This window comes from Roseibium sp., assembly GCF_039982295.1.
Lineage (GTDB): Bacteria > Pseudomonadota > Alphaproteobacteria > Rhizobiales > Stappiaceae > Roseibium.
Genome location: NZ_JBDWYP010000091.1, coordinates 235,084 through 257,525 on the forward strand (window position 1 = coordinate 235,084; position 22,442 = coordinate 257,525).

Sequence of the window (22,442 nt, forward strand, 5' to 3'; positions counted from 1 at the left end):
GGGTCCGCTGTTTCTCGTCAGAACAAAAGGCGTGCGCGTTCTAAATAGGTTGCAGGCGTCTCACGCGCCAGAGGCTTCTGGTTCGACATACCGCGGGAATGCGCCTTCGGGCTTGGGAATTTCACGGCCAGGTGCCAATCGGTGCTCTGCGCCAAGATTGGCAAAGTCGCGTTCCTCCTCGCTCAGCGAGAGATTATCGAGAAGTTTCGCTGCTGCGGTCGGTGTGACGGGCTGTGCAAGGATGGAAACCTGACGCACGACCTCGGCCGTTACATAAAGAACTGTCCCCATGCGCTCGGGATCAGTCTTTTTCAGCGCCCATGGTTCTTGGGCAGCAAAATAACGGTTGGCTTCGGCGACACAGTCCCAGACGCAAGCGAGGCCCACATGGATTTCCTGCTTCAGGAAAGCGCTGCGGCAAATCTCGAGCATGGCGTCGGCCTGACCCAGGATCGCCTTGTCTTCTTCGCTGAGCGCGCCCGGAGCTGGCAGCTTGTGATCACAGTTCTTGGCGATCATCGATAGTGATCTCTGTGCCAAATTACCGAGATCATTGGCCAGATCTGCGTTGATCCGGTTAACGATGGCCTCATGGCTGTAATTGCCGTCCTTGCCGAAGGGCACTTCGCGCAAGAAGAAATAACGCGTCTGGTCAAGACCATAAGCCTCGATCAGATTGAATGGATCGATCACGTTGCCGATGGACTTGGACATCTTCTCGCCCTTGTTGAACAAGAAGCCATGGGCAAAGACACGCTTGGGCAGTTCCAGGCCAGCGGACATCAGGAACGCGGGCCAATAGACGGCATGGAAGCGAATGATGTCCTTGCCGATGATATGGGCATCAGCAGGCCAATGCTTCCAAAGCGGATCGGATTCATCGGGAAACCCGAGGCCCGTGATGTAATTCGTCAGGGCGTCAACCCAAACGTACATGACGTGTTTTTCGTCGCCGGGAACCGGTACGCCCCAATCAAAGGTGGTTCGCGATATGGAGAGGTCCTTGAGTCCACCCTTGACGAAGCTGACCACCTCATTGCGGCGCTCATTCGGGCCGATGAAGTCTGGCTTCTCTTCATAGAGAGCCAGGAGCTTGTCTTCATATTCGGACAGTTTGAAGAAATAGCTTTCTTCCTCCACCCATTCGACGGGCGTGCCCTGCGGCCCGTAGCGGACGCCGTCTTCGCGGACTTCAGTTTCGCTTTCCTGGTAGTAGGCTTCATCGCGAACGGAGTACCAACCGGAGTAACTGTCCTTATAGATGTCACCATTGGCGGCCATACGGCGCCAGATTTCCTGGCTTGCCTTGTGATGGCGCTCCTGGCTGGTGCGGATGAAGTCGGTGTTGGTGCAGCCAAGCGCATCGACCATCGCTTCAAAGCGGTCGGAATTGCGGTCTGCGAGTTCGGCCGCCGTGATGCCTTCCCGCTGCGCGGTTTGCAGCATCTTCTGTCCATGCACGTCCGTGCCAGTCAGGAAGTACACGTCCTTGCCATCAAGCCTCTGAAAACGCGCCATGGCGTCTGTGGCAATCGCCTCATATGCGTGCCCGATATGCGGTGCACCGTTTGGATAGGAAATGGCGGTCGTAATGTAATAGCTTTGTCGGTCGGTCATGACGCTCTTGATTGCTTTGCCCGAAGTGTCTGAAAGGAAGGGAGATGATCTCCAGTGGCGGATGTTGCTTGAACCGAAGCTGCCGGTGTCGGCGCTGGTTCAGGCGGGCATTCGCATGACCTTTGAAAGGTTCCGGAACACGTCAAGGACTACCTGTTTTCTGTCGAGATTGAGCGCATCGGCCTCAGCCGCGGCGCGGTTCATCTTTTCCCACAAGTCGGCCCAGCTGACAAGCCGCCCGGGAGCGCTCGCCGCATCTGCTCTCATGCGCCTGTGAAGCCATTGCCGCGCGATATGGAGGAAACTTTCCCAGTTGTCGCTTTGCCCTCGTGCAGCCACAAGATCGCCCAGACCGTGAAGCGCGATGACATCAACATCAGGTGCCTTTTCCGCGAGTGAAATAAAGCCCTTGTTGATCGCAAGACCATCGCCTGACAAGAGCGTCAGAGCCGATCTCAGGCTTCCATCTGCAAAGCCGACGAGATCCGACAGGCTGTTGGTGTCGGGCAGGTCATCCGGACTGAGACCTCTCAGACCCGCAACGATCTCGTCGTTGTTCAACGGCTGCATGTCGATCCGCCGACAGCGCGAGCGAATGGTCGGCAGCAAACGGCCTGGCGCATGAGACAGGACAAGGAAAAGGCATTGAGCAGGTGGTTCCTCAAGGATCTTGAGAAGTGCGTTGGCCGAACTTATGTTCATGTCATCGGCCGCATCGACGATACAGACCCGCCAAGCTGATCCGGATGCTGTTGTGCCGAAAAAGGAAACCGTTTTGCGGATCTCATCGACCGGAAGTTCTGTCTTGAAGCGTTTTCCTTTTTCGTCCCAGGGACGGCGCAAATGCAAGATGTTCGGATTGGCTCCGGAAGCAACCTGACGAAAGACCGGGTGCTCCTCCGGCAGGGAAAGGTCCTGCGCCGCGGCAACGGCCGTTCCAAAGCGGTCCGGGTTGGCAATTGCAAAGCGCGCGAACCGGAAGGCAAGCGTTGCCTTGCCGATCCCCTTGGGTCCGCCGAGAATCCACGCGTGATGCAGGCGCTTCGACCTGTAGGCGTCCAGCAACTGGTGCTCAGTTTCCCGATGGCCAACAAGGTGCGACCGCTCGCGTGGCAGCGGCAGCCCCGGTAGCGCGTCGACCTCCGGTGTGTCCTTTATTTCAGGCGCCCTGGCCATCGGCTCGCGCCTCCGCGTTGTCGCCTGACGGATTGTTGGAGTCGCGATTGCTCAAACCGATCTCCGCAAAGTGATTTTCGACAGCTGCCCAGATTGCCGTTTCAACAGCATCCGTATCCTGACGGCCATCAATCACCGCAAAACGCTCAGGCTCTCGGCAAGCCAGATTCAGGAAGAGCGCGCGGCGACGTTCATGAACGCCAATATCATCCAGTTCGAATCGATCCGGGCCACCGGACGAAACCGTTTCGGATCGCGTTTTGACCCGGGTGAGTCCGACGTCCGCTGGAATGTCGATCAAAATCGTCAGATCAGGCCGCATGCCGGCAACTGCCGCTGTTTCAAGCAAATCTAGATAGGCGGGATCCACGCCAGCCTCTCCTTGATATACACGCGTGGAATCTGCAAATCGATCACACAGAACCCAATCCCCGCGAACGAGGGCGGGCTCGATCGTGCTGTCGATGTGGTCTGCGCGAGCGGCAGCAAACAGCATGGCTTCGCCACGCGGCCCGAGATCCTTTGCATCGCCCGAGAGGAGCATGGTTCTGATTTTCTCGGCACCAGGTGATCCGCCCGGTTCCCTCGTCATGACGACGGCCAATCCCAGTTTGGAAAGGCGGCCCTTCAGCCTCTGGATTTGGGTGGATTTTCCAGCCCCTTCCCCGCCTTCAAAGGTGATGAAACGGCCTTTCAATTCCCGATCTCCCAGATCCACTCGTCCAGTCATCCATAAACGTCCGGACACATGGACTAAAACCAGCCGAAGAGGAGTTCATTCAGGCCGTCCAGCGCTCTCGCTGCAGTATCCCCAGGCTCCACATCCGAGGCGGTCGCCAGCTTTGTCCGGTGTACGATCCCGTCTTTCCCCACAACGCGCAGCTCGCCGACGATGTCTCCAGCCTTGACCGGCACTGACAAGGGTCCCGAATAAACAACCCTGAGCCTATAGTCCAGCGTTCCGCCGAGCGGCAGGAGCACATCAACATCTGATACTGCCTGGAGCGGCACGTAAGACACGCTTCCGCCGAAGACCCGCGCCTGAGCAATTTCATCGCCCCGATTGAAGAGAGTTTGGACCTGAAAGTAATCCCAGGCACCTTCAACGACCTCACGCATGGCGGTGAGCCGGTTTTTATCACTGGACAGCCCGGCAACCGCAGCGATCACACGACGGCCGTTACGTTCAACCGACGCAAGACCTGCGTAGCCATCAGCAGATTGTCCGGCGCCTAGCCCGTCAAGTTGTCGGATTTCGCCAAGCAACGGGTTCTTGTTGCGCTGATAGATTTTGTTCCAGGTGAATTCGGGCTGGGCAAAAAGGCCATAATAGACTGCGTGCTTGTCCAAAATGACCGTCGCCAGTCGCGCAAGGTCACGTGCTGTTGTCTTTGCAAGAGGTTGCCCCTCGCCCGGCGCAAAGCCGGTTGGATTGATGAAATGGCTCGATCTCATGCCTATCATCTCTGCGTAGGCATTCATGCGTTGTGCGAAGGATCCCTCGGATCCTTCAAGACATTCGGCAAGAATGATGGCGGCATCATTTGCATTGTGGACCAGCAGACCCGCGAGCAGGTCTTCCACCGCGACCTCAGACTTGATCGCGGCGAACATCGTCGCCCCGCGCGAAGGCGCGCCTCCTGTTCGCCAGGCGTGCTCGGATACCTTGCAGAGACTATCTTTCTGTACATCGCCGACAGCGAGCGCCTCAAAGACGGTCGCAGCGGTCATTACCTTGACGAGTGAGCCAGGATCGAACGCCTTGTCTGCGTTTTTGGCAAAAAGAACGGTTCCGTTTTCTGGCGCTGAAAGAAAGGCGATTGGCGCACGGGTCGCAAGTGTTTCCGCGAATGCAAATGTGGTTGTCGCCAGCGCCGCGCAGCCAAAGAAAGCGCTGGCAAGAAGCCTGATGGTGGGCAGCCTGAATGAACCACGGCGCAGAGCTTCCGGCATCATTGCAGTCTTCGCTCCCATTTCCTTGTCGGCTGACTCGAAACCTGCCGAAAAGGTCGCCCGAACCAGGGCTCAAGGCAAGCGCTATTTGTCAGCCGTCAGTTTGGGCTTTCGCGAGAAGTTTCAAGGCAATGCCATGGGAGGACTGGTCGTCCAGTGCTCCATAAGCGGCCTCAATGCGAGATTTGGCGGCGAATGAAGATATGGCGCTGCCTGAAACCAACGTCCGCGGGGTGCCAGGCGCCGGTACGCGCAGAACGCCAAGAACGCCTTCAGCTGGCGCCGTCAAAGGCTCGGCATAGGCGGCTGGTGCCGGAGCGAGTGGCGCACTGGTAAATGTATTGGCCGATGCCACCTGGATCGTGGAGGTGCTGGTTTCAAATGCGATCGCCGGATCAAAAGCGACGCGATAGCTTGGCGCTGCAGTGGCGCCTGCCGAAGCAAGGACAGTTGTCGTTCCATAGGGACGCGGAGCCGGCGCTGGGGCTGGACCGAACACAGGAGCCACAGGCTCTGCGCTAGCAAAGAGCGTGCCCGGGACCGTGCCGCCAGGAGCAACGGAGCCGGGTCCGCTGAAGGACGCCAGAAGATAGCTTTCGTCCTGACCGTCAATCCGGGCCTTGCCGATGTATTCGACCTTCACCTTGCCGACGCCCTGATTCTTTGTGCCGAGCATGGTCGCGACCCGCTGGGACAGGTCAATCACCCGATTGCCGTGAAAGGGGCCGCGATCGTTGACGCGAACGATCATGGACTTGCCATTGGAGACGTTGGTTACGCGAGCATAGGATGGAAGCGGCATGGTCGTATGGGCGGCTGTCAGCCCGTTGCGGTCGAAGATTTCGCCGTTTGCGGTCTTCCGGCCATGGAAAGTTGGCCCATACCAGGATGCCAAACCCGTCTTCTTGTAGTTCGGCTCATGCTTGGGATAGTACCATTTCCCGGCTATCTTGTATTTCTTGCCAACGACATAGCGACCGCCGCCCTTTGGCACAGGCTTGCCCGCGGCAACGACCTTCGGGCTTCCCTTCACGCCATATTTCTTGGGGCTGAACTTTGCCTTGGGTTCGGGAGAGGGAGTTGACCCACAGGCCGCCAGAAAGCCGGCAGCAGCGACGACAAGGAGGACGTTGCGAAACACTTTAAATCCATTTTCCGGAGACAATCGTCCGGGGACGAGGCGCAGCTCTGCATTCGCGCCAGACGAGACATGGTCCCTGCCCCACGCGCAATTTGATCGGTCGTCCGCAGCCAACACGCTGCGCAGATCGCCCATCCCCTGCATCCTGCCGTCCTACTCACTACGCGCCGGCGGCCCCGTGCACACGCGATTGTTTACTCGTAAACTCCACTGGATGAGCCAGGCGGTCCATGCAGACCAACCTTGTGCCACCCTTGCGCCCAGCCCCCGCCGAGGCGCATGAAGATCACTTAAAGCGGATCTTTATTAACTCATCCTGAAGAACGCGTCGAGTTTTAGCCTCTCAATCCGGAGATTCGTCCACCGGAAGGCGCATGTCGCGTCAGATCAGCCCGGCAAGTGGTTTCGCTTCGCCCACAATCTATCGCCTCAGGTGTGACGCTGATCACAGTTGGCGCCCCGCTCGCACCCTAGTCTTGATCCAGTTGCCGAGGCCGTTGCCCACACGCCTCACGCAGCGACTGGATTTAGATCCAGATTTTGACCGCCGATCCACACCCTGCCCACGACACCGGATCGGCGGTCGCTCTTTTGAAACGCGCATTCCCTCCAAACCTGTTTTCCAAAGACAGTTTGCTGCTGCCCCTCAAGGCCACTTGACAAGTCCGCCTGAAAGCGGGAAACGGGGTGCGCTGCCGGAGGGGTGGCAGAGTGGTCGATTGCAGCGGTCTTGAAAACCGCCGAGCGTGCAAGCGTTCCGTGGGTTCGAATCCCACCCCCTCCGCCAACAGCCCTTCCTTTAGCCTCCCAACCATTCCCGCAACGGCTTGATTTCCGCCACTCCCGTGGTCTAGACTACCCCTATTGTTCCCATACATTCCCAATTTAGCCCGAGCAAGTGAGGGTATAAATGCGGGTAGTGATGTCGAGGAAAGCGGGTACATGGACTTAGCGCAGTGCTGACGGATGCAAAAATCAGGAAAGCAAAGGCCTGCGACAAGCCTTCCAAACTGACTGATAGCCACGGCCTCTATCTCTTGGTGTCGATCGCCGGAAGCAAAAGCTGGCGTTATCGCTATCGCTGGAACGGCAAAGAACAGACACTAACCATCGGCAACTACCCAATTGTTTCCTTGGCAGATGCCAGAGCAAAAAGAGATGAAGCACGACGCCTGCTTGATGAAGGCGTCAACCCGGCCTCAGCCAAACGAGAACACAAAGCCGAGGCCGCCAGGAACAATACAAATACGTTTGCTGCTATAGCGCGTGAATGGCATGCCCTTCAAACGACCACATGGAGCGAAAAGCACAGCTCCGACGTCATCGATTCACTGGAGCGAGAAGCTTTTCCTGAAATTGGTTCTGTTCCAATCCATGAGCTTTCAGCCCGTATCTTGCTTAATGTTCTGCGTGTGATTGAGACGCGAGGCGCCAAAGAAATGGCCCGCCGTGTGCGTCAACGCATGTCAGCAGTCTTTGTATATGCAATTGCTTTAGGTCTTTGCGACAACGACCCGGCGGCCCAGGTTCAAAAAGCCATGGCGCCGCTGAAAAAAGGCCGTCAACCAGCCATCACAACGCTTGAAGACGCGCGGAATATTATAAGGCATGTCGATCAAACCCCCGCGCACCCGGTTACCAAACTCGCCCATCGGCTCCTTCTCCTCACCGCCACGCGCCCTGGAACGCTAACAACGACGAGGTGGGTTGAATTTGATGATCTGGACCCAAGCAATCCTGTGTGGATTATTCCTGCATCGCGCATGAAGCTACGATTGCACCTCAAAGATGACGAGACCAGAGACCATTTGATTCCCCTTCCCCGTCAAGCTGTTGAGACAATTTCGGCATTGCGCACATTAACCGGCCGCGGGGAGCTTGTTTTCCCGAACACCCGTCACGCTCACAAGCCGATGTCCGCAAACGCTATCGGCTACATGCTAAATCGTGCTGGCTACCACCACCGGCACGTCCCTCACGGATGGCGCGCGACCTTTTCAACCGTCATGAATGAACTGCGCCCAACCGACCGGCAAATCATCGACTTAACCCTTGCGCACGTTCCGAAGGACAAAGTGGAATCCGCCTACAACCGCGCCCTTCACTTGAAACGCAGGAAGATAGTCCTTCAGGAGTGGGCTGATTTAGTGATGGATGACCAGGCCTCACTTAGCCAACTGTGCGCCCTGCCCCGCAAGGCGGCACGCAGAGTTTAGCTTCCGACGTGGCAGGAAAGCACTATGACTTCGCGGGATATGCCGCCGCGAAATGCGCCGTCAGTGCGGCGATCGATGACCTTTTGTGCACGATCGACATGTGAGCGGCTCCTTTATGAGAACATAGAGCGAACAGTCAAGCGAGAAAAGCCTGAACCCCCGCTCAAACACCGCCGACCTGACGCATTGCGGCTGCAGATTGTTTAGCCTGCTTCGCCTCAATCGACCTGCGCACGGCGGAGAGGTCTCCGCGCGGCAAACCTGGCGTGACGGGCACCAGCTCGATCAGAACCGGGTTTGGAAGGTGTGATAGGGTCGCGCCGGATGCCACGTCGACGCCGGCGCCGATGATACCGCCGACTAAGATATTGCCGGCAAGGCCAGCTGCCCCGCCCGGCGCGACGTCAGACCGTACGAAAACCGTTTGCGGCTCGTAACCGTCTAGCTTCGCCGTGACCGAAAATTCCGTCTTGCGTGACACCTCTATCGAACAGGGAAACCGTTCGCAGGAATGGCCTGTGCTGGACGTCGCCTCCGCGCCCTCCGGACTGACATAAATCGCGACGTCTTCGCTGGTGCCGCGAGTCACGGTAGCACAACCGCCAAGGCTGATGCCGGCAAGAACTAAAAGTGCAATTTTCATGGAAGTATCCTCAACCCTTAAACGGTCAAGCGAACCACAGGCGCCAGCCAACTACAAGCAAAACGGGAAATTTCTCCACCCCGCACTGCCTTGTCTCCTTTATTATTCACACCATTGTTTTTTTGATTGGGTCACCCGACACCCAGAACGACGGATCAAATCCGGCGCGCCGAAACACGCGCCTAAAAACACCGCAAACGCGACAACATCATAGCTTCAGGCACACAATCGCCCATCACCATGAATTAAGCGGGCTAGCGGTTGAGTGCAAAAAAACTTCCGTTGCGTCAAATAATTGTTTCAGAAACCCGGTAAGACTGATCGCTCCGCGGCAAGCGGACATCCAACAATACCAATCAAAAAACAGAAAAAATGGTGACCCCGGCAGGAGCGCAAATACTATTGATTTTATTGATTTATATTGCCCCGCACCCATCTGCATTCCACTTTCCGCATCTTTGAATTCATTAAATAAATTTACGCGATCCCCGCACCCTTCAAGCTCTCCCTATCACTGCCAGCCAGGTGGTCCAAACAAGGTGATCAGGTCATCATTTTGGCGAAGATGCGGGGCGCAGGTCACTGACCACTACCAGCTAAAACGGATGTGATGCAACTTGCGCGAGATGGACGTCAGTGTACCATTAAATCAATGCAAAAAATGTACATAGATAATGGAGGAGCAGATGGGCTGGAAGGGAACGATGCGCTCAGTCGTAGCTGCGGCGCGTGCGGCTGATCGCGAAGCACAACGTAGGCAGAAACAAGATCAAAAGACGCAGATGATTGCCAATTCAACATCAGCGGTTGAAGACTGGGAAAACTACGTTGAGAATTTGGTTTCGATCCACATCGCTATGGTCGACATGATCGATTGGCAAAAAATCGCAAGCCAACCTGGCCCACGCGAGCCGGTTCTAGGAAGTGGCCACTGCGATCGTGCTGAGATGGCTTTGACCAAATTCAAGCCAAGCGTCTTTGACTTCCTCAGGGGTGGTTCAGCCAAACTTCGTGCACTGCTGGAAGCAAAGATCGATGAAGCCGCCGCTCTAGATCAAGAGCAATATCAGGACGCGCTTGCCGCTCATGCGAAAGCGGCTGCAGAATGGGAAGACGAAAACGAGTTCGCCAAAAGGTTATTACGTGGGGAAGCGGCCGCGATCCGTCAGGTAGTCGAGGAAATGCAATCCCTTTCCGAAACTGATCTGGTGGGTACCTCTATCGAATTTTCATTCGGCGTAGATTTCATCCACGCTATGGTCAAGGTCCACGGCGATGACATAGTGCCGAGCACGCGGCGAAAGCAATTGGCGAGCGGCCGCCTGTCTGAGACAAAAATGCCAGTCGGACAATTCAACGAGCTCTATCAGGACTATGTGTCTAGCGTCGCACTCAAGACCGCGGGCGACTTGTTTCATATCCTGCCTTTGAGCGAGGTCTATGTCTCGTGTATGGTGACTATGCTGAATTCACAAACCGGCTACCAGGAATTGACACCGATCCTGTCTATCCATTTCGTCCGAGACGCTTTCATGAGGCTTAATTTGCACGGAATCGACCCTTCCGACGCCATGCGAAATTTCCGGCACGCTATGAAATTCTCGAAGACGAAAGGTTTCTCTGCGGTGGAGCTATTAGAGCCAGTCGAAACCAGCGCAGCAGGTAGATAGGCAAATGGTTTGAGCGTTATTCAAGCGCGCCTCGACCTTAAAGGCCTGATCGTCAGGTGTCAGCAACGCGCCCTCATTTCGGTCATTCGACAAATTGAGAACACATCCCGAAAGCGGTCGTTCATTCAAAATGCAGCGAATTCACCGGATGGGCGGGGAGCGGTCTTTTGTTGCACGTGCAAAGTACGCAGCTCTTTGCCTTCACAGCAGACGTTGGTGCCTGTATTGTGGTGGGCTAGCTTGATCGGGTTGGACGAAAAGGTAAGGCGGTGTTCTTCCCCATTGCGGTGCTACCGACTGGGCTGGGGCGTTCGTCCAGACCTCTGAGCCCAACAACGAACTTCATTCAGAGAATGTAGCCCCAACCAACGTGCGCTTCACGGGTATAATGGACCAGTGGACCGCCTAGGCGCGCTCCGTTGACAGAAAACTGACTGATAGCATCAAGTATCGCATCCTTCTTGAATGGGATGTGGATAGCTTTGGCTGTTGCGTTATTGATGCTTGTGGTGAGCGTGTTCGGCCACCGATTGGATAAAGCGGACGGATCAAGGATGGAGTTGTAACCAGTGTGAGCTATGATCAGAGGTAGGTCGTAGGTATCTACGGCCTTCTCAATCTCATAAGACAACATACTCCCTGTCTTTCGAGTGTCGCCAGAGAGAATTACGACCATATTTTTTGACGCTGCAAGGCGCTGCCGAATACTCGCTTCTAAGGTCGCCCGTCGGCTAGTATCGCGAACAGCACTGGCCTTTTCGTGGCTATTTACAAATTTGAAATCTATGCCCTTTCCCGAAGCCCAAGACTGGACTGTTGCATAGTACCTGAAGTCCGACTTTGTTGGGTCAGTTTGTCCAAGACCGTCAAATCCGAAATACGTCCCGGTGCGATTAGCCATACTAGTTCCAATTCCTTGCATAGTTTTGGAGGCTGATTTCGCCTTCCTTGTCCTTCGGAAGCACGATGGTGATGGTGCCCGTGACCTTCGCTTGCTTAGTCTCCTCTAGAACTGCTGCAAGAATCAAATCGACCAAAACTGAAGTTTTAATGCCGACACGTGCCAAGCCGGACCCCATCAGCGGAATTGAAAGGGGGTCATAAGAACAAACAGCACGTGCCTTGGCGAGCATGCCGCGAACCGCACAAATCAAGGTTTCTGCGCTCGCCGTAGTCACGTTGTTCGAACCATCAGTCCTGCCGAGCGCCACAAACAAGAACTTATTGTCACCTACCGTTGCGCAACCCGTGGTGCCGATTGAAAAGCGTCTATCATTACCCTTTGCGCGGTTTTCCTTCGTGGGTTTATCGTTCTTGAGGGATGTGTCGATCTGCTTTTGCCAGTCGGCACGATCGTCGGGCCAAAAAGTCCTTATGGTATGGCCATGTAAGGACTTGGATGAGACTAAGTCCTCATCGACAATGCTGTCGAAGAAGTCGTTTACACCGATTGCTTTCCACCCTTTTTGGGCAAACAAGTCCCCAAACTCGATGTAAATCTTCGTATCAAGTCCATGATTTTTGATTTCCACGCGTTTCTTCAAATTGCCAGTAAGATAGTGCCCATCCAAAAAATAAAAGCCACTACCAGCCAAGCTCGACAATAAAATAAAGCAACCAAACGGAAGTTTTGCTTCAGAGTTGGAAAGACCTTCGTAAGCTTCAATTGGAAGCCACAAAAGGCCCATAGCAATCAAAATGGACCGGGTAACCGGCAACCAATACGCCTTTAGGGCCTTCAACATGTTGTTCACTCCGACGAAATCAGTACAATTTAATGTATTTGAGTCGCGCGAATGCACAACCTATAATGCGTGGTTGTTGGTGCTTGTGAATAGCTAGCCGCTTCGCGGCGCACGACCTATTACTTCAGTTCGTCCGACGGGCACGTCCTAGGGCGCATAGAAGGTCTGTATAGCCGTCACGCTAATATTTAAGATTCTGCGAGGCGCAGGAACGACAGCTTTTGGGAAACATCACGTTGGCATCATCCGAGCTGGCGAACGGCAGGAACGGGCCGAAACCAGCCGCGAACTCATTATGCATGAATGTCTGCTTCGCGGGCAAAGCGACCGCGATGCGATCCGAAGACCGCATATAATTTGTCGGATATGCCATAAACGATTTATAGATTGGAAATCAGGGTAAAGGGAGCCGCATTTGTGGGTTTGGGTCAGAGCGTTTCTTAATAGATGGTTAGTTCAACCAATGTCACTCTCGTTCTATCGCTTCGGGACAGCAATCAACTGGTCTGCGCTCTCTAGCATTGGAAACTCACGCATTGCGCAGCTTACTGTCATTATGCCTTTTGTAGGTTATCTGATTGTCTTTAACACGACGCTTTCCGATTATTTTTCTACGATACTACCTGCAGCATTGGGGAACGAAACCGCTGACTTCTGGACCTTCTTGTACTCCAGGAACCTCTACTTTCTATATTTTGGACTGCTTTTTTTTGGTAGCGGGGTGGCCCTCTTTAACGTCGCAGCACCACCTCAGATACGGCGGTTTCCGGTCGTCGAAAGTTATATCTCAGCGATGGGCACCATCAAGACGCCCAGCCTTGTCATTGTAAGCTTTGAGAAGGTCATCGAGATGTATTTCGATAACTTACATGGCGAAGAACGGAGCCCTTTATTTAGTTCCACAAGAATTGGCTTTCCCTATGACGTGAACGCCGATCTGCACCGGTTTGTCGAAAGCCTATATCTGGCGATAGATTTATCGCAAGAAGACTCCGAACTGGCCGGTAGCCTATTTGAGGAAAGCTTTAGATCTGGTTCAGGCTATATTTTAACTGACGAAATACTTGAAACTGCATACTCGGGTAATCGAGTAGTAAAAATCCTCCAAAAACAACTATTGGACGAATCCGTCGCGCATCCAAACGACGTCTTTTACCTTGAGCACCGTGCTCTAGATTATACACAGGGTCTTACGAGGATCGCAGTGTTTCTATTTTACGCAACGGGATCGGTTTTGCTAGTCTTGCCGTCAATAGTTACAAGCATTGTGATCTTGAAGTTATGGTAGGTGCTAAAGAGGAATTCTACAGCGCAAGCAATTTCCTTTATATCCACTTTGGGCTCGAAGCGGACTTGCCGCGGTACAGCATTCCGATAATGACCTGGGCTGGTGCCTGGTCGACACAAACGGCCCATGGCGATCGTTGGCTCACCACGGCCTTTGTTGCAGTGCGGCCCACCGAACCTGTCGTTCGCGGCGCTTGCATCACTTGAGCGGGTACAGGCTAACCTCTAAGTGAATTTTTGATTGTTTCTTCGATTACTTCTTGAACTGGCATTTTTTCGCCATGCTTACCTTCTAGGGTTTTGGCAGCATTGATTGAAATCGCTTTTAGTACCACTTCGAGGAGGTTTCGAAGTAGCGCGTCATCGTCTTTGCCCAACTCAACAATTTGCTGTTTGAATCCTTCGTAAGACTGAGCCAGAGCTTCTTTATGCGCATACTCCTCTGCCAAACGCTGCATTTCGCTGCGGCGTTTCGAAACTGTCAACGTTGCCCACAAAACAGGTATCACGAGAGGCAGCTTAAACAAGATTTTGTCCAGGTACTCTTTGGCGCTTTCGATCCTGATGAACTCCCAGGCGAAGGGCCAAAGGCTTAACGTTTGCGTAACTGTTGCTGCCGCTGAAACCGCGAGTACAACGATTCCAATAAAAAATGTCCACGAGTAAAGTTTAGCGCTTTTTTCGGCTTGGACCCTTCTGTTGTTGTACGCTGTGGCGAGGCCAGCGCTTGTTGCGCCCGGTAGTAGTCCCTCAATTTGCTCGAGTAGGCTTTCCGCCGATTGCTTTTTCTCTTCAAAGTTCGCAAACAGTTTTTCCTGTCTCTCTTTTCCCTGCGAAAAGTCGTTATTCCGGCTTTCGAGCTGTCGGTCGAATGATTTGAACTTCTCCTTATACTCTTCCACCCCACCTTCCAGTGAAGATGCTTCGGTGTGCGCAGTCTCAATGGCGGTTTTCTTTTCGGTGGCGTCAGCGAGATACTCGCCTATGGTCTTCCTATCCTTAGCACCCTCATCCCTTATGCGGCTTGTTTCCTCAGCGGCTTCCTTGGCCTTTTTAGCTTGGGCTTCTGCGGCTGAGGCCTGATTTGTGGCCGCTGCAACTGCCTGCCTTAATGCCTTGTTTTCTTCACGAAGGTTGTGGATTTGTTCGCTGGATGTCTCGATCAGGGATGACAGGGCATTTGCCGCCGCTTGAAAACTGTAAGTGGAACGAGTTGGCCTAAGGACAGTCAAAACCAAATAAAACACATCCAGTAGTGTTTCTGTGCTGTCACTGAAATTTTTAAAGTGACTTTTGAAGTCGTGGTTTTGTCCGTTGGTCGTTTGAAGGTGAAAGTTGTCATAATTAAATAGCTGAAACCCGCCTCCACCTTTTATTGTCTGTCGGAACTCGTTTCTCAATGTGTCTAGGTGTTTCTGGGTTTCGTCAATTCTCTGCTTGAGCTGAGTTATTCTATTGGCTGGGACCATCAAGAAGTGTTTAGAGTTTCCAAATTTGTCCGCAATCTCGGCTATGGACGCAATACGGCTCACACAATCAGCGTATGAGATGTCTGTTCCATGAATCGCTTTGGAGACGTTGAAAGTGGGCGACCCATCTTCTCCAGGGCTGTTAAAGAATTCAAGCAACTCAGTTGCCGTTGTGGCCAAATCATTTGCGCCAAGGCTAATCTCATCAATCTTTGTCTTACGCATCACCGCTCCACACGTTTTGGTAGACTATACAATTGAAGCTCTCGTTTCCTAGCACGATGTTCTACCCTCCCCCCGAAAAGTAACGTCCCAATAGACCAGAGGCTTGACCTGCTCCCAGAAAAATGGACCATTTTTAGCTGGAATTTTCCATTTATGATCCCGAGTGCGGGAGAAGGAGAGTTCCATGAAGAAGAGCAAGTTCACAGATGCGCAGATAGCGTTTGTGCTAAAGCAGGTTGAAGATGGCACGAGTATCGCCGAAGTATGCCGGAAGGCCGGGATCGCTGAGGCGACGTTTTACAACTGGCGCAAAAAGTACGCTGGTTTGATGCCTTCTGAGATGAAGCGTCTGAAGATGCTCGATGAAGAGAATGCCAGGCTAAAGCGGCTGGTGGCTGATCTCTCGTTGGACAAGGCGATGTTGCGGGACGTTCTCAAACGAAAGCTCTAAGGCCTGCTCGTCGCCGGGAACTGGTTGATGATCTGCGAGCGATCTGGGGTGTCAGCATTCGTCGTGCTTGCGGCGTTCTGCAAGCCCAGAGATCGAGCTACCACTATCGACCTTGTGGCGATGATCAGGCCGAACTCAAGAAGCGGATCAAGGAGATCGCACAGACACGTTTGCGCTATGGCTACAGGCGCATTCATGTCCTGTTGCGGCGGGAAGGCTGGCCAGTAAACGCGAAGCGGATCTACAGGCTCTACAATGAGATGGGCCTTCAATTGCGAAACAAAACGCCCAAACGTCGTGTGAAAGCGAAACTGCGGGAGGATCGCATGGAGGCGACGCACAGCAATGAAACATGGGCAATGGACTTCGTGCATGATCAATTGGTGACGGGCCGCAAGATCAGGATCCTGACCATCGTGGACACGTTCTCGCGGTTCTCACCCGCCACCGACCCTCGCTTCAGCTACCGCGGAGAAGACGTGGTTCAGACACTTGAACAGGTATGTCGGAAAATCGGCTACCCCAAGTCGATCCGCGTCGATCAAGGATCGGAATTCATCTCGCGCGATCTGGATTTGTGGGCGTATCAGAAGGACGTTATCCTTGACTTCTCTCGACCTGGAAAACCAACGGATAACGCCTTTATCGAGAGCTTCAATGGCAAGTTCCGAGCGGAATGTTTGAACACGCACTGGTTCATGAGCCTTGACGACGCCCGGTCCAAAATGGAGGAATGGCGTAGAGACTACAACGAAGTCCGTCCCCACAGCGCAATCGGCAATAAACCGCCAGTCTCGCTGATGAACGGCCCAAAGGCGGCTTTTCCGCCCTGAGCCTTAACACTCGGAAAATTGCCAGCCGGGTGGTCCAAACACGGGGAGCAGGCCAGGCTGACGATGCATTAACAGTCAACCTGGACCGGTCGATTGGGGCTCGTCAGTTGCTAATGACCGCTTATGCTGGCCTGACATAGTCTGTTCGCACCAGCAGCGAATGCCCGCTTTCCGCCCTCTTGAGAATTTGCTGCGCCTCAAACGAACCTCTGCTTTCGCAGCGCAGCCTTCAATGCGGCGAACGACCGACGTGAGGGCGCGTTGCGTCCAGGCAGTTGATGTCATCTGCTGAAGTTGACTTCGGCGGGAAGCAACCACATGAAAACTAGGGGTGATTGTCAGCTTCCAGCGAGTATAGACCGCAAGTCGCCGGTCCAATCCCAGCCCCAAAGGAACCTTCGCGCCGCGGCTAGGCGATTGGCACCTTAAGTGGATCTATTGCCCAGAAGCCAACTGTCAGATTGCCCCCTTATTCCCAGCAACCCTCAGTCCTTAAAGATCACGCGAGCGCCGTGCTGGAGGGTGATGGTCTCGCCAGCAAGCAATTCCCCACGTCGCTGGTCGTATAAGGGCTTGGCGACAGCGAAGCTTGCGCAGCTTTCGTCCAGGACGATGTCATCGTCTTGATTCCGAATAACAACCCGGTGGTTGACGTGGGTTTTTCCCATTTGACAGCCTTTCAAATTTTTGACTGAGCATATTGAGAACAAAATAAGAACAGTCAACCTCCGAACTTCGCTTTGTCTCGAAATTCAGATGCCCGCTAGTAGCCCCACCCTAGCCCGGCTTGCCCCCACGCCAGATCTCGAGAGCGGTCCGTGCGAAGGCCGCTGGATCCCGTGATATACGGATCACGAAAACAGCAATATTCCGACCCGTCATAGCCAGCACACCGGCCATGCCGTAGGCCCAAGTTTCCGGCAATCCCATGACGCTGCGAAGGGGATCTCCGAACACCAGAGCCGCAAGAAACCCGATAAAAAACGTTGCAACCCGCTGCTTGGGCTTGAGGTCCGTTGGCAAGACCGCACCGACGATTGCAAAGGCCCCGATGACAGCAATTTTTGGAAGTGGCAATTCCAAAGCCCAATCCAAAAATGACTTCATTTCATCCTCGCTTCGCTCACAGTTTCATAAAGGTTTTGCCAGCCCGCTCGCTTGCCCTCGCAGGCAACTAGCGCAGCCCTGTGGCGCAAAGCATCCCTGCCCTTGTCACCGGTCAGGCCAGGATCTCTGCAAGGCACCGTTAGATCGGCTTGAGGCGCAGGAAGTGGTATCGGGTGCGGTTCAATCGAACCGTATTGCGCGCATCCGGCGGAGATACTCATCATCAGTATCGCAAGCCCCCACCGTGCCGGTGGCCAGAGCATCGTCATAGTCATCAATTTGTCCCTGAAGTTGCGCGTTGTTTTCAAGCCGCTCAGCCGCCAGCTCTTGCTGATGCTTCGCCTCCTTGCGCCACTCGGCCGCTTGCTTTGCCATTGCAGCGACCACGCCTTGCAAACGGTCGACTTCAACCCGGCGGTCATGATGGATGGCAGAAAAGTTCCAGACCGACACACAGAGCAAAGCCACAGAGACGACGGTGGAGAGTGTTTTGGGCATTCGCGGATCAAGCCGGGAGGCAAAGACGACGGTCGCCCCTGCAAGCCCGCCATAGGCCAGCAACACGGTAAGACCGAAGCCGATCAGGTCAGACAGCCAGGCAAGCCCTGCCAGCAACCAGCCCAACATCATTTCAACCCGGCGAGACAGAGCGCCTTTTCACGCGCCCGCCGATTGACCAGCCCACGGATCACGCGCCCGCCAGCCTTGTTCCACCAGGTCAAGGCAGTACATCCACCGCGAATGTCCCCGGCGTTCAGACGCCGGGTTGCAGTGCTGCGGCCGATCGCCCGAATGCCGCAATTGAAAGCCGTCGACGTATAGGCCGTATCCCGCTTCGCAGTCAGACGGCTGGAACGGGTCGCCTGGCTGAAATACCCATGCAAGCCCTCGCGATATTCCGCGACTTCATCGCGCAACAAAGCAAGACATTGCGCATCGGTCATGACCATCCCGAGGCGCACGCCACGGGTCGAGCCGTAACAGATGGTCGGCACGCGGACGATGTCTGCATATGCCTTGTTGCGCTTGCCTTCTTCCTTGGCAATGAATGGAACGGCGATGCGGAGGGTTTCCGCCTCTGACACCGGTCCTGCCTTGGCTTGGGCCGTGAACAACAACGCAAGCAAGGCGCAAACCACCAGCACGCCGACAATGCGCAGCCACTCCAGAAAACTGGATACACCTTGCTTCCAGAGCCGTCCGATCAATCCGGCCAATAGCAGCAGGACTCCCGTCCACCAGGTGAACACAGGATCATAATCCTGCCCCGTCAGTGCAAACCAGATTTCCGGTAAAATCAGAACCAGAAGCCCCGCGACCTGCATCCAGAATGACAGGGAGACAGCTGCCACGCGTCGCCAATCAGAAATAAAGCTCATAGTCCGTTCCTTTCTCAATACCGGCGTTCGCACCGGTCTTCCGCGCATGAAAAAACCGCCTCAAAGGGCGGTTCTTTCGTCAAATTCTGATGTTGTGTTATCGGTCGTCTAAACCAGCACCATCACCCGGCTGTTTCAGCGACAGAGTGGTCGTTGCTCCGCTGGACCGGCTGGCCCTATGGGTCACCGAAACAATGCGGTAGCTGCCATTGATCCCAGGCCGCGCTCCAGAAACCATGCACACACCCTCCGCCTGTGCTTCAGGCGCCAGATCAAGTGTTACAGTCCCCTCTCCGCCTTCGCGGCGGATCTCTTCGCTGCGAGCCCCGGCGATCTCCGCTGCCTGCTGCTTGTCGGCCGCGGTCGTCCGGACACGGTTGACCGTGTCAGGTCCGTCACGATCCTGTTCGACGGCCACTTCCTCCTCATGGAAGTCCGCCGTCTCCCGATCGAAGTAGCGCACCTTGACCGACTTGAAGGTCTTGCGCCCGGTCACCGGAGAAATGCTCCAGGAGATGCCATTGGCGCTCTCTCCTGCGAACCGGCAAGTGACAGCTGGCAAGGCATGATCCAGACCCCGTTTGATGAGGACCGCCCGGTTGCCATCGCGCAGCTTGAAGGTGCCGCCCAACTCCCGGGCGAGGCGCTCGCCGACGTGCAGCAGGCTTTCGTGGTCGGCGACGAGGTAATCTCGGGCGACGCTTGCGAGTTCCGGGCCGACTTCGACGTCAATTCCGGCACGCTCTCCAAGCTTTTTCAAAAACCCGCCGACCGTGCCATCATCCTGGTGGAGCGCCTGTGGTTCCTTCGCCTTGCCGGCAGGATCAAAGCCCTTGGCGCTGACCGAGAGCTTCCGCCCCCCTCCCCTTGAGCCGGTCGACCGAGGAGCCTCCAGAACACCCGAAAACACCTGAACTCCGTTCAGCCGCACCCGCACAGAACCGCCCGGCGTTGGCATTTTCAGGACGCCATCCGTGTCGTCAAAGGTCAGTGAACACCGGTCCGAGGCAGCTCCCGCCTCATCCGTGACACTGATGTCCGTCAGATAGGGCCGCATGCCTGACGTCATGTCCTGGCCATCGACCTCGACCTGCCATTCGGTTTTCCAAAGTGCCTCGGTCATGATCTATCCAAACAGGGTCACGACCTGGCGCGCCGCAGTGGTCTGCTCCGGCAGGTCCGGTAAGGTGATCTGGGTTCCCAAGGGCAAGATTGGACCAACCGCTGCCAGATCCGGATTTAAGGTCAGTGCCTGCTCCATTAGCTCCCGGCCGCGCACGCCGTGGCGGCGCCACAGAAGCAGATCGAGGGTCAAGTTATCGCCCCGGATGGTGATGGTTTCGGGCATGTCAGCTCCCACTCAGCAAAGCATCGAATAGGCTTAGGATCCCGCTGACGGTCTGCTGACCAGACCCCTCGTCGGACTGAACCTTTCGCATTTGAAGGCGATAGCGAATGATGAAGCCGACACCGTCGCGCATCATAGAGCTGTGGTCCTCTGAAATCTGGGTCAGCGCATAGGTGCCAAGCCTTGTGCCGTCACCGCGTAGCACCGGAAAACGGGCACCCTTGCGGCGCATCTCGTCAAGGGTCTCAAGCTCGGTCAACCCGCCGATCCGGGAGGGAAGCAGCTGGCCGGAAAGTGACAGTTGCTCCTGACCTTCACCCATGAACTCGGACGGCTTCAAGCTGCCGATGACCGGCTTTTCCGCGAAGTCCGCAGATGCGGAGCGCGAAAATTCATCCGCCGAAAACGGCGCGGTATCTACCGTGACAGCACCAAGCATGTAGAGCACTGGCAATTCCCCTCTTTAGGACACGGACCAGCCGTCATCGGCCTGTAAACCAGACAGGCGATTGCGGATCTCTTGCCCGACGGCCTCTGCAATGGCCTCAGGGTCCAGAACGCCATGGAGATTGACGTTGATGTCACCGAACGCGATCGAGGCCGCCATCCCAGCTGCAGCCATTCCGCCGACCATCTTCTTGCTTCTTTGATGATCGTGGACATAGGCGTTGCGGCTTGCGGTGATCAGTTCGTCGCCTTTTTCATTGATCCGGTAGGTTCGACCGGCAACGATCGGCCCACCAGCTGCGCGCGCGCCATCGAGCGCAGATTTGCCCGCGACTGCCGGCGCACTTCCCCCACCGAGCCAGGACGGCATGGATGGCCAGGAAATAAGCCCTGAGAGATCGACATTGCCGATCGCATCTACAATCCGGCCAGGGATGGCTTTTAGCCACTGCCACAGCGTCTCGAAGGCGGATTTGATACCGTTGACCAGAGCTTGGCCAACCCGCGCTCCAGCGCTTCTAAATTCGGCTTCCGCTTCATCCGAGTAATCATTCATCGTGAAGAGGTCTGAAACCCAGCCCCCAACTCTGGAGGGAACGGACATGACAATCTCGACGATGCTATCAAGCGAACTTGAAAGAACAGCTTGTGCGTTTGCCAGAGATCCGCGCACGCTTGCCTCATCGAAGCCCAGCCAGCTTGCAACATCGATCAGCTTTTCACCTGCCCAGGAAGCTGCAGCGGCCGTCACATCGGCGGCGAAACTGGTCAGGGCATTCATGGCAGGCGCAAGAGCCCCTGTAATTGCCGAGGCAAATCCGGTAACGAACTCCGCGATTGGCTCCCAATAATTATAGATCGCAAGCCCCAGGCCGGCGGCGGCCGCGACCGCACCCCAGATCGGCGCCGTCAGTCCTGCGACCGCTGCAGCTGCTGCCGTTGCCCCGGAGACAAGGGCGGCGAAGATCCCGGTACCGCCCGTCATCGACAGAACCGTCATGGACAGGCCAACCCTGCGGGCCATACGAGCAAAGTTTGCCAGCCCGGCCGCGCCACTGGACAGCAACCCGACAGAGCGGGAAAGTCCGACAGCTGCATCCAGCACACCGCCCTTCAAAAACATGAAGGCGAAACGCGCCCCGATCGCGGCAACGCGGAGGGCGATCACGCCAGCTGCAAGCCCGGCGACACTTGCTGTCACCTGCGGATTGGCGGACGCAAGCTCTGCAAGCGTTGAGATCAGGGGCTGTATCACCGCCATGATCGAGGAAAGTGCGGGCAGCAAGGCGTTGCCGAGAGAAATCGCAAGCTCATCAAGCCGGTTCTTGAACAGCTGCAGGTTAGCGGCAAAGGTCTCGGAGCGAACCTCGAATTCCTTTTGAGCAGATCCGAGATAGTTGGTCTCATCTGCGACCTGGCCGAGCGCTTCTTTCAAAAGGCCTGCGTTCTCGATCAGGGGCATGACCGCCCGGGCCTCATCACCGAACAGATCGGAGATGGTCGAGGCCCTCATTTCTCGGGGCAAGGCGCGGATGCGAGCGATCACGTCATGCAATGTGCCAACGGCGTCCTGCTGGAGCCGTTTGGCAACATCGGTGGCGGAAAGCCCGAGCGCGCTGAAAGCCTTGTTCTGCCGTTTGGTGGCCGATTCCCCGCGCGCAAGCGCCTTGCCCACGTTCCTGAAACTCGTAGCTGCAACATCAGCCTGTGCGCCCGAGGCAATCATCGCCGACCC

Annotated in this window: 20 protein-coding genes and 1 tRNA gene; 5 read left to right on the forward strand and 16 right to left on the reverse strand. The window is 55.4% G+C overall.

The genetic code is table 11. The features are described 5' to 3' along the window. Positions 1–60 precede the first annotated feature (60 nt). The 5 genes from metG to ABJZ52_RS20170 all read right to left on the reverse strand — a co-directional run bounded on the left by metG (position 61) and on the right by ABJZ52_RS20170 (position 6,022). Complete coding sequence (gene metG / locus ABJZ52_RS20150; RefSeq protein ID WP_348193140.1) at positions 61–1,617, reverse strand: methionine--tRNA ligase; 1,557 nt, start codon at positions 1,615–1,617, stop codon at positions 61–63. 99 nt (positions 1,618–1,716) lie between these two features. Continuing rightward, a complete protein-coding gene (locus ABJZ52_RS20155; RefSeq protein WP_348193142.1) occupies positions 1,717–2,793 on the reverse strand; it encodes a DNA polymerase III subunit delta' in 1,077 nt (358 codons plus the stop codon). Continuing rightward, on the reverse strand, positions 2,777–3,523 hold the full coding sequence (gene tmk, locus ABJZ52_RS20160) for a dTMP kinase (RefSeq protein WP_348193144.1): 747 nt from the start codon (positions 3,521–3,523) through the stop codon (positions 2,777–2,779). Before tmk ends, ABJZ52_RS20155 begins: the two co-directional genes overlap by 17 nt. Positions 3,524–3,546: 23 nt before the next feature. Then, positions 3,547–4,767, reverse strand: a complete 1,221-nt coding sequence (locus ABJZ52_RS20165) for a D-alanyl-D-alanine carboxypeptidase family protein (RefSeq protein WP_348193147.1) — start codon at positions 4,765–4,767, stop codon at positions 3,547–3,549. A gap of 70 nt (positions 4,768–4,837) precedes the next feature. Continuing rightward, positions 4,838–6,022 carry a septal ring lytic transglycosylase RlpA family protein gene (locus tag ABJZ52_RS20170; protein ID WP_348193150.1) on the reverse strand — a complete coding sequence of 395 codons (1,185 nt, stop codon included), beginning with the start codon at positions 6,020–6,022 and terminating at the stop codon, positions 4,838–4,840. 562 nt (positions 6,023–6,584) lie between these two features. Here ABJZ52_RS20170 and ABJZ52_RS20175 point away from each other — a divergent pair. Both ABJZ52_RS20175 and ABJZ52_RS20180 read left to right on the forward strand, forming a co-directional pair. Continuing rightward, positions 6,585–6,674, forward strand: a tRNA-Ser gene (locus tag ABJZ52_RS20175). A 169-nt stretch (positions 6,675–6,843) separates the two neighbouring features. Further along, on the forward strand, positions 6,844–8,103 hold the full coding sequence (locus ABJZ52_RS20180) for an integrase arm-type DNA-binding domain-containing protein (protein ID WP_348193153.1): 1,260 nt from the start codon (positions 6,844–6,846) through the stop codon (positions 8,101–8,103). Between the two features lie 163 nt (positions 8,104–8,266). On the opposite strand, the gene ABJZ52_RS20185 is transcribed toward ABJZ52_RS20180, so the two are convergent. After that, positions 8,267–8,746 (reverse strand): translation initiation factor 2, encoded by a 480-nt coding sequence (locus ABJZ52_RS20185; protein ID WP_348193156.1) that lies wholly within the window; start codon positions 8,744–8,746, stop codon positions 8,267–8,269. Between the two features lie 686 nt (positions 8,747–9,432). Between ABJZ52_RS20185 and ABJZ52_RS20190 the strand changes: the two genes are divergently transcribed. Further along, entirely contained in the window at positions 9,433–10,416 is a 984-nt protein-coding gene (locus ABJZ52_RS20190; RefSeq protein WP_348193158.1) for a hypothetical protein, read from the forward strand. A gap of 346 nt (positions 10,417–10,762) precedes the next feature. On the opposite strand, the gene ABJZ52_RS20195 is transcribed toward ABJZ52_RS20190, so the two are convergent. Both ABJZ52_RS20195 and ABJZ52_RS20200 read right to left on the reverse strand, forming a co-directional pair. Next, a complete protein-coding gene (locus ABJZ52_RS20195; protein WP_348193161.1) occupies positions 10,763–11,317 on the reverse strand; it encodes a TIR domain-containing protein in 555 nt (184 codons plus the stop codon). A 1-nt stretch (position 11,318) separates the two neighbouring features. After that, positions 11,319–12,161 (reverse strand): macro domain-containing protein, encoded by an 843-nt coding sequence (locus ABJZ52_RS20200; protein WP_348193163.1) that lies wholly within the window; start codon positions 12,159–12,161, stop codon positions 11,319–11,321. A 463-nt stretch (positions 12,162–12,624) separates the two neighbouring features. Between ABJZ52_RS20200 and ABJZ52_RS20205 the strand changes: the two genes are divergently transcribed. Beyond that, positions 12,625–13,449, forward strand: a complete 825-nt coding sequence (locus tag ABJZ52_RS20205) for a hypothetical protein (RefSeq protein ID WP_348193166.1) — start codon at positions 12,625–12,627, stop codon at positions 13,447–13,449. 217 nt (positions 13,450–13,666) lie between these two features. Here ABJZ52_RS20205 and ABJZ52_RS20210 read toward each other — a convergent pair whose 3' ends face one another. Next, a complete protein-coding gene (locus ABJZ52_RS20210) occupies positions 13,667–15,142 on the reverse strand; it encodes a hypothetical protein (protein WP_348193169.1) in 1,476 nt (491 codons plus the stop codon). Positions 15,143–15,326: 184 nt separating this feature from the next. Here ABJZ52_RS20210 and ABJZ52_RS20215 point away from each other — a divergent pair. Beyond that, positions 15,327–16,426 (forward strand): IS3 family transposase gene (locus ABJZ52_RS20215; RefSeq protein WP_348193172.1). Its coding sequence is split into 2 segments (ribosomal slippage): positions 15,327–15,588 and positions 15,588–16,426, totalling 1,101 coding nucleotides; the frame shifts between segments, so codons are not numbered across the junction. A 777-nt stretch (positions 16,427–17,203) separates the two neighbouring features. Here ABJZ52_RS20215 and ABJZ52_RS20220 read toward each other — a convergent pair. The 7 genes from ABJZ52_RS20220 to ABJZ52_RS20250 form a co-directional block, all read right to left on the reverse strand. After that, positions 17,204–17,533, reverse strand: a complete 330-nt coding sequence (locus ABJZ52_RS20220; protein ID WP_348193175.1) for a hypothetical protein — start codon at positions 17,531–17,533, stop codon at positions 17,204–17,206. Between the two features lie 180 nt (positions 17,534–17,713). Continuing rightward, positions 17,714–18,160, reverse strand: coding sequence for a hypothetical protein (locus ABJZ52_RS20225; RefSeq protein WP_348193178.1), 447 nt, complete (start codon positions 18,158–18,160; stop codon positions 17,714–17,716). After that, a complete protein-coding gene (locus tag ABJZ52_RS20230) occupies positions 18,160–18,912 on the reverse strand; it encodes a lysozyme (RefSeq protein WP_348193181.1) in 753 nt (250 codons plus the stop codon). Before ABJZ52_RS20230 ends, ABJZ52_RS20225 begins: the two co-directional genes overlap by 1 nt. Positions 18,913–19,009: 97 nt before the next feature. Beyond that, positions 19,010–20,035: a contractile injection system protein, VgrG/Pvc8 family gene (locus ABJZ52_RS20235; RefSeq protein ID WP_348193184.1), complete on the reverse strand. Its 1,026-nt coding sequence runs from the start codon at positions 20,033–20,035 to the stop codon at positions 19,010–19,012. Between the two features lie 3 nt (positions 20,036–20,038). Further along, a complete protein-coding gene (locus ABJZ52_RS20240; protein WP_348193187.1) occupies positions 20,039–20,260 on the reverse strand; it encodes a tail protein X in 222 nt (73 codons plus the stop codon). A 1-nt stretch (position 20,261) separates the two neighbouring features. Then, complete coding sequence (locus ABJZ52_RS20245; RefSeq protein WP_348193205.1) at positions 20,262–20,699, reverse strand: phage tail protein; 438 nt, start codon at positions 20,697–20,699, stop codon at positions 20,262–20,264. 24 nt (positions 20,700–20,723) lie between these two features. Next, positions 20,724–22,442, reverse strand: a 1,719-nt coding sequence (locus ABJZ52_RS20250; protein ID WP_348398855.1) for a phage tail tape measure protein, incomplete at its 5' end; no start/stop codon positions are given.

Coding starts and splice junctions, on each gene's coding strand:
- ABJZ52_RS20200 (WP_348193163.1), bottom strand. CDS start 12,161: ATGTTGAAGGCCCTAAAGGCGTATTGGTTGCCGGTTACCCGGTCCATT.
- metG (WP_348193140.1), bottom strand. CDS start 1,617: ATGACCGACCGACAAAGCTATTACATTACGACCGCCATTTCCTATCCA.
- ABJZ52_RS20190 (WP_348193158.1), top strand. CDS start 9,433: ATGGGCTGGAAGGGAACGATGCGCTCAGTCGTAGCTGCGGCGCGTGCG.
- ABJZ52_RS20205 (WP_348193166.1), top strand. CDS start 12,625: ATGTCACTCTCGTTCTATCGCTTCGGGACAGCAATCAACTGGTCTGCG.
- ABJZ52_RS20170 (WP_348193150.1), bottom strand. CDS start 6,022: ATGGGCGATCTGCGCAGCGTGTTGGCTGCGGACGACCGATCAAATTGC.
- tmk (WP_348193144.1), bottom strand. CDS start 3,523: ATGACTGGACGAGTGGATCTGGGAGATCGGGAATTGAAAGGCCGTTTC.
- ABJZ52_RS20230 (WP_348193181.1), bottom strand. CDS start 18,912: ATGAGCTTTATTTCTGATTGGCGACGCGTGGCAGCTGTCTCCCTGTCA.
- ABJZ52_RS20210 (WP_348193169.1), bottom strand. CDS start 15,142: ATGCGTAAGACAAAGATTGATGAGATTAGCCTTGGCGCAAATGATTTG.
- ABJZ52_RS20195 (WP_348193161.1), bottom strand. CDS start 11,317: ATGGCTAATCGCACCGGGACGTATTTCGGATTTGACGGTCTTGGACAA.
- ABJZ52_RS20165 (WP_348193147.1), bottom strand. CDS start 4,767: ATGGGAGCGAAGACTGCAATGATGCCGGAAGCTCTGCGCCGTGGTTCA.
- ABJZ52_RS20155 (WP_348193142.1), bottom strand. CDS start 2,793: ATGGCCAGGGCGCCTGAAATAAAGGACACACCGGAGGTCGACGCGCTA.
- ABJZ52_RS20225 (WP_348193178.1), bottom strand. CDS start 18,160: ATGTTGGGCTGGTTGCTGGCAGGGCTTGCCTGGCTGTCTGACCTGATC.
- ABJZ52_RS20185 (WP_348193156.1), bottom strand. CDS start 8,746: ATGAAAATTGCACTTTTAGTTCTTGCCGGCATCAGCCTTGGCGGTTGT.
- ABJZ52_RS20240 (WP_348193187.1), bottom strand. CDS start 20,260: ATGCCCGAAACCATCACCATCCGGGGCGATAACTTGACCCTCGATCTG.
- ABJZ52_RS20220 (WP_348193175.1), bottom strand. CDS start 17,533: ATGAAGTCATTTTTGGATTGGGCTTTGGAATTGCCACTTCCAAAAATT.
- ABJZ52_RS20235 (WP_348193184.1), bottom strand. CDS start 20,035: ATGACCGAGGCACTTTGGAAAACCGAATGGCAGGTCGAGGTCGATGGC.
- ABJZ52_RS20245 (WP_348193205.1), bottom strand. CDS start 20,699: ATGCTTGGTGCTGTCACGGTAGATACCGCGCCGTTTTCGGCGGATGAA.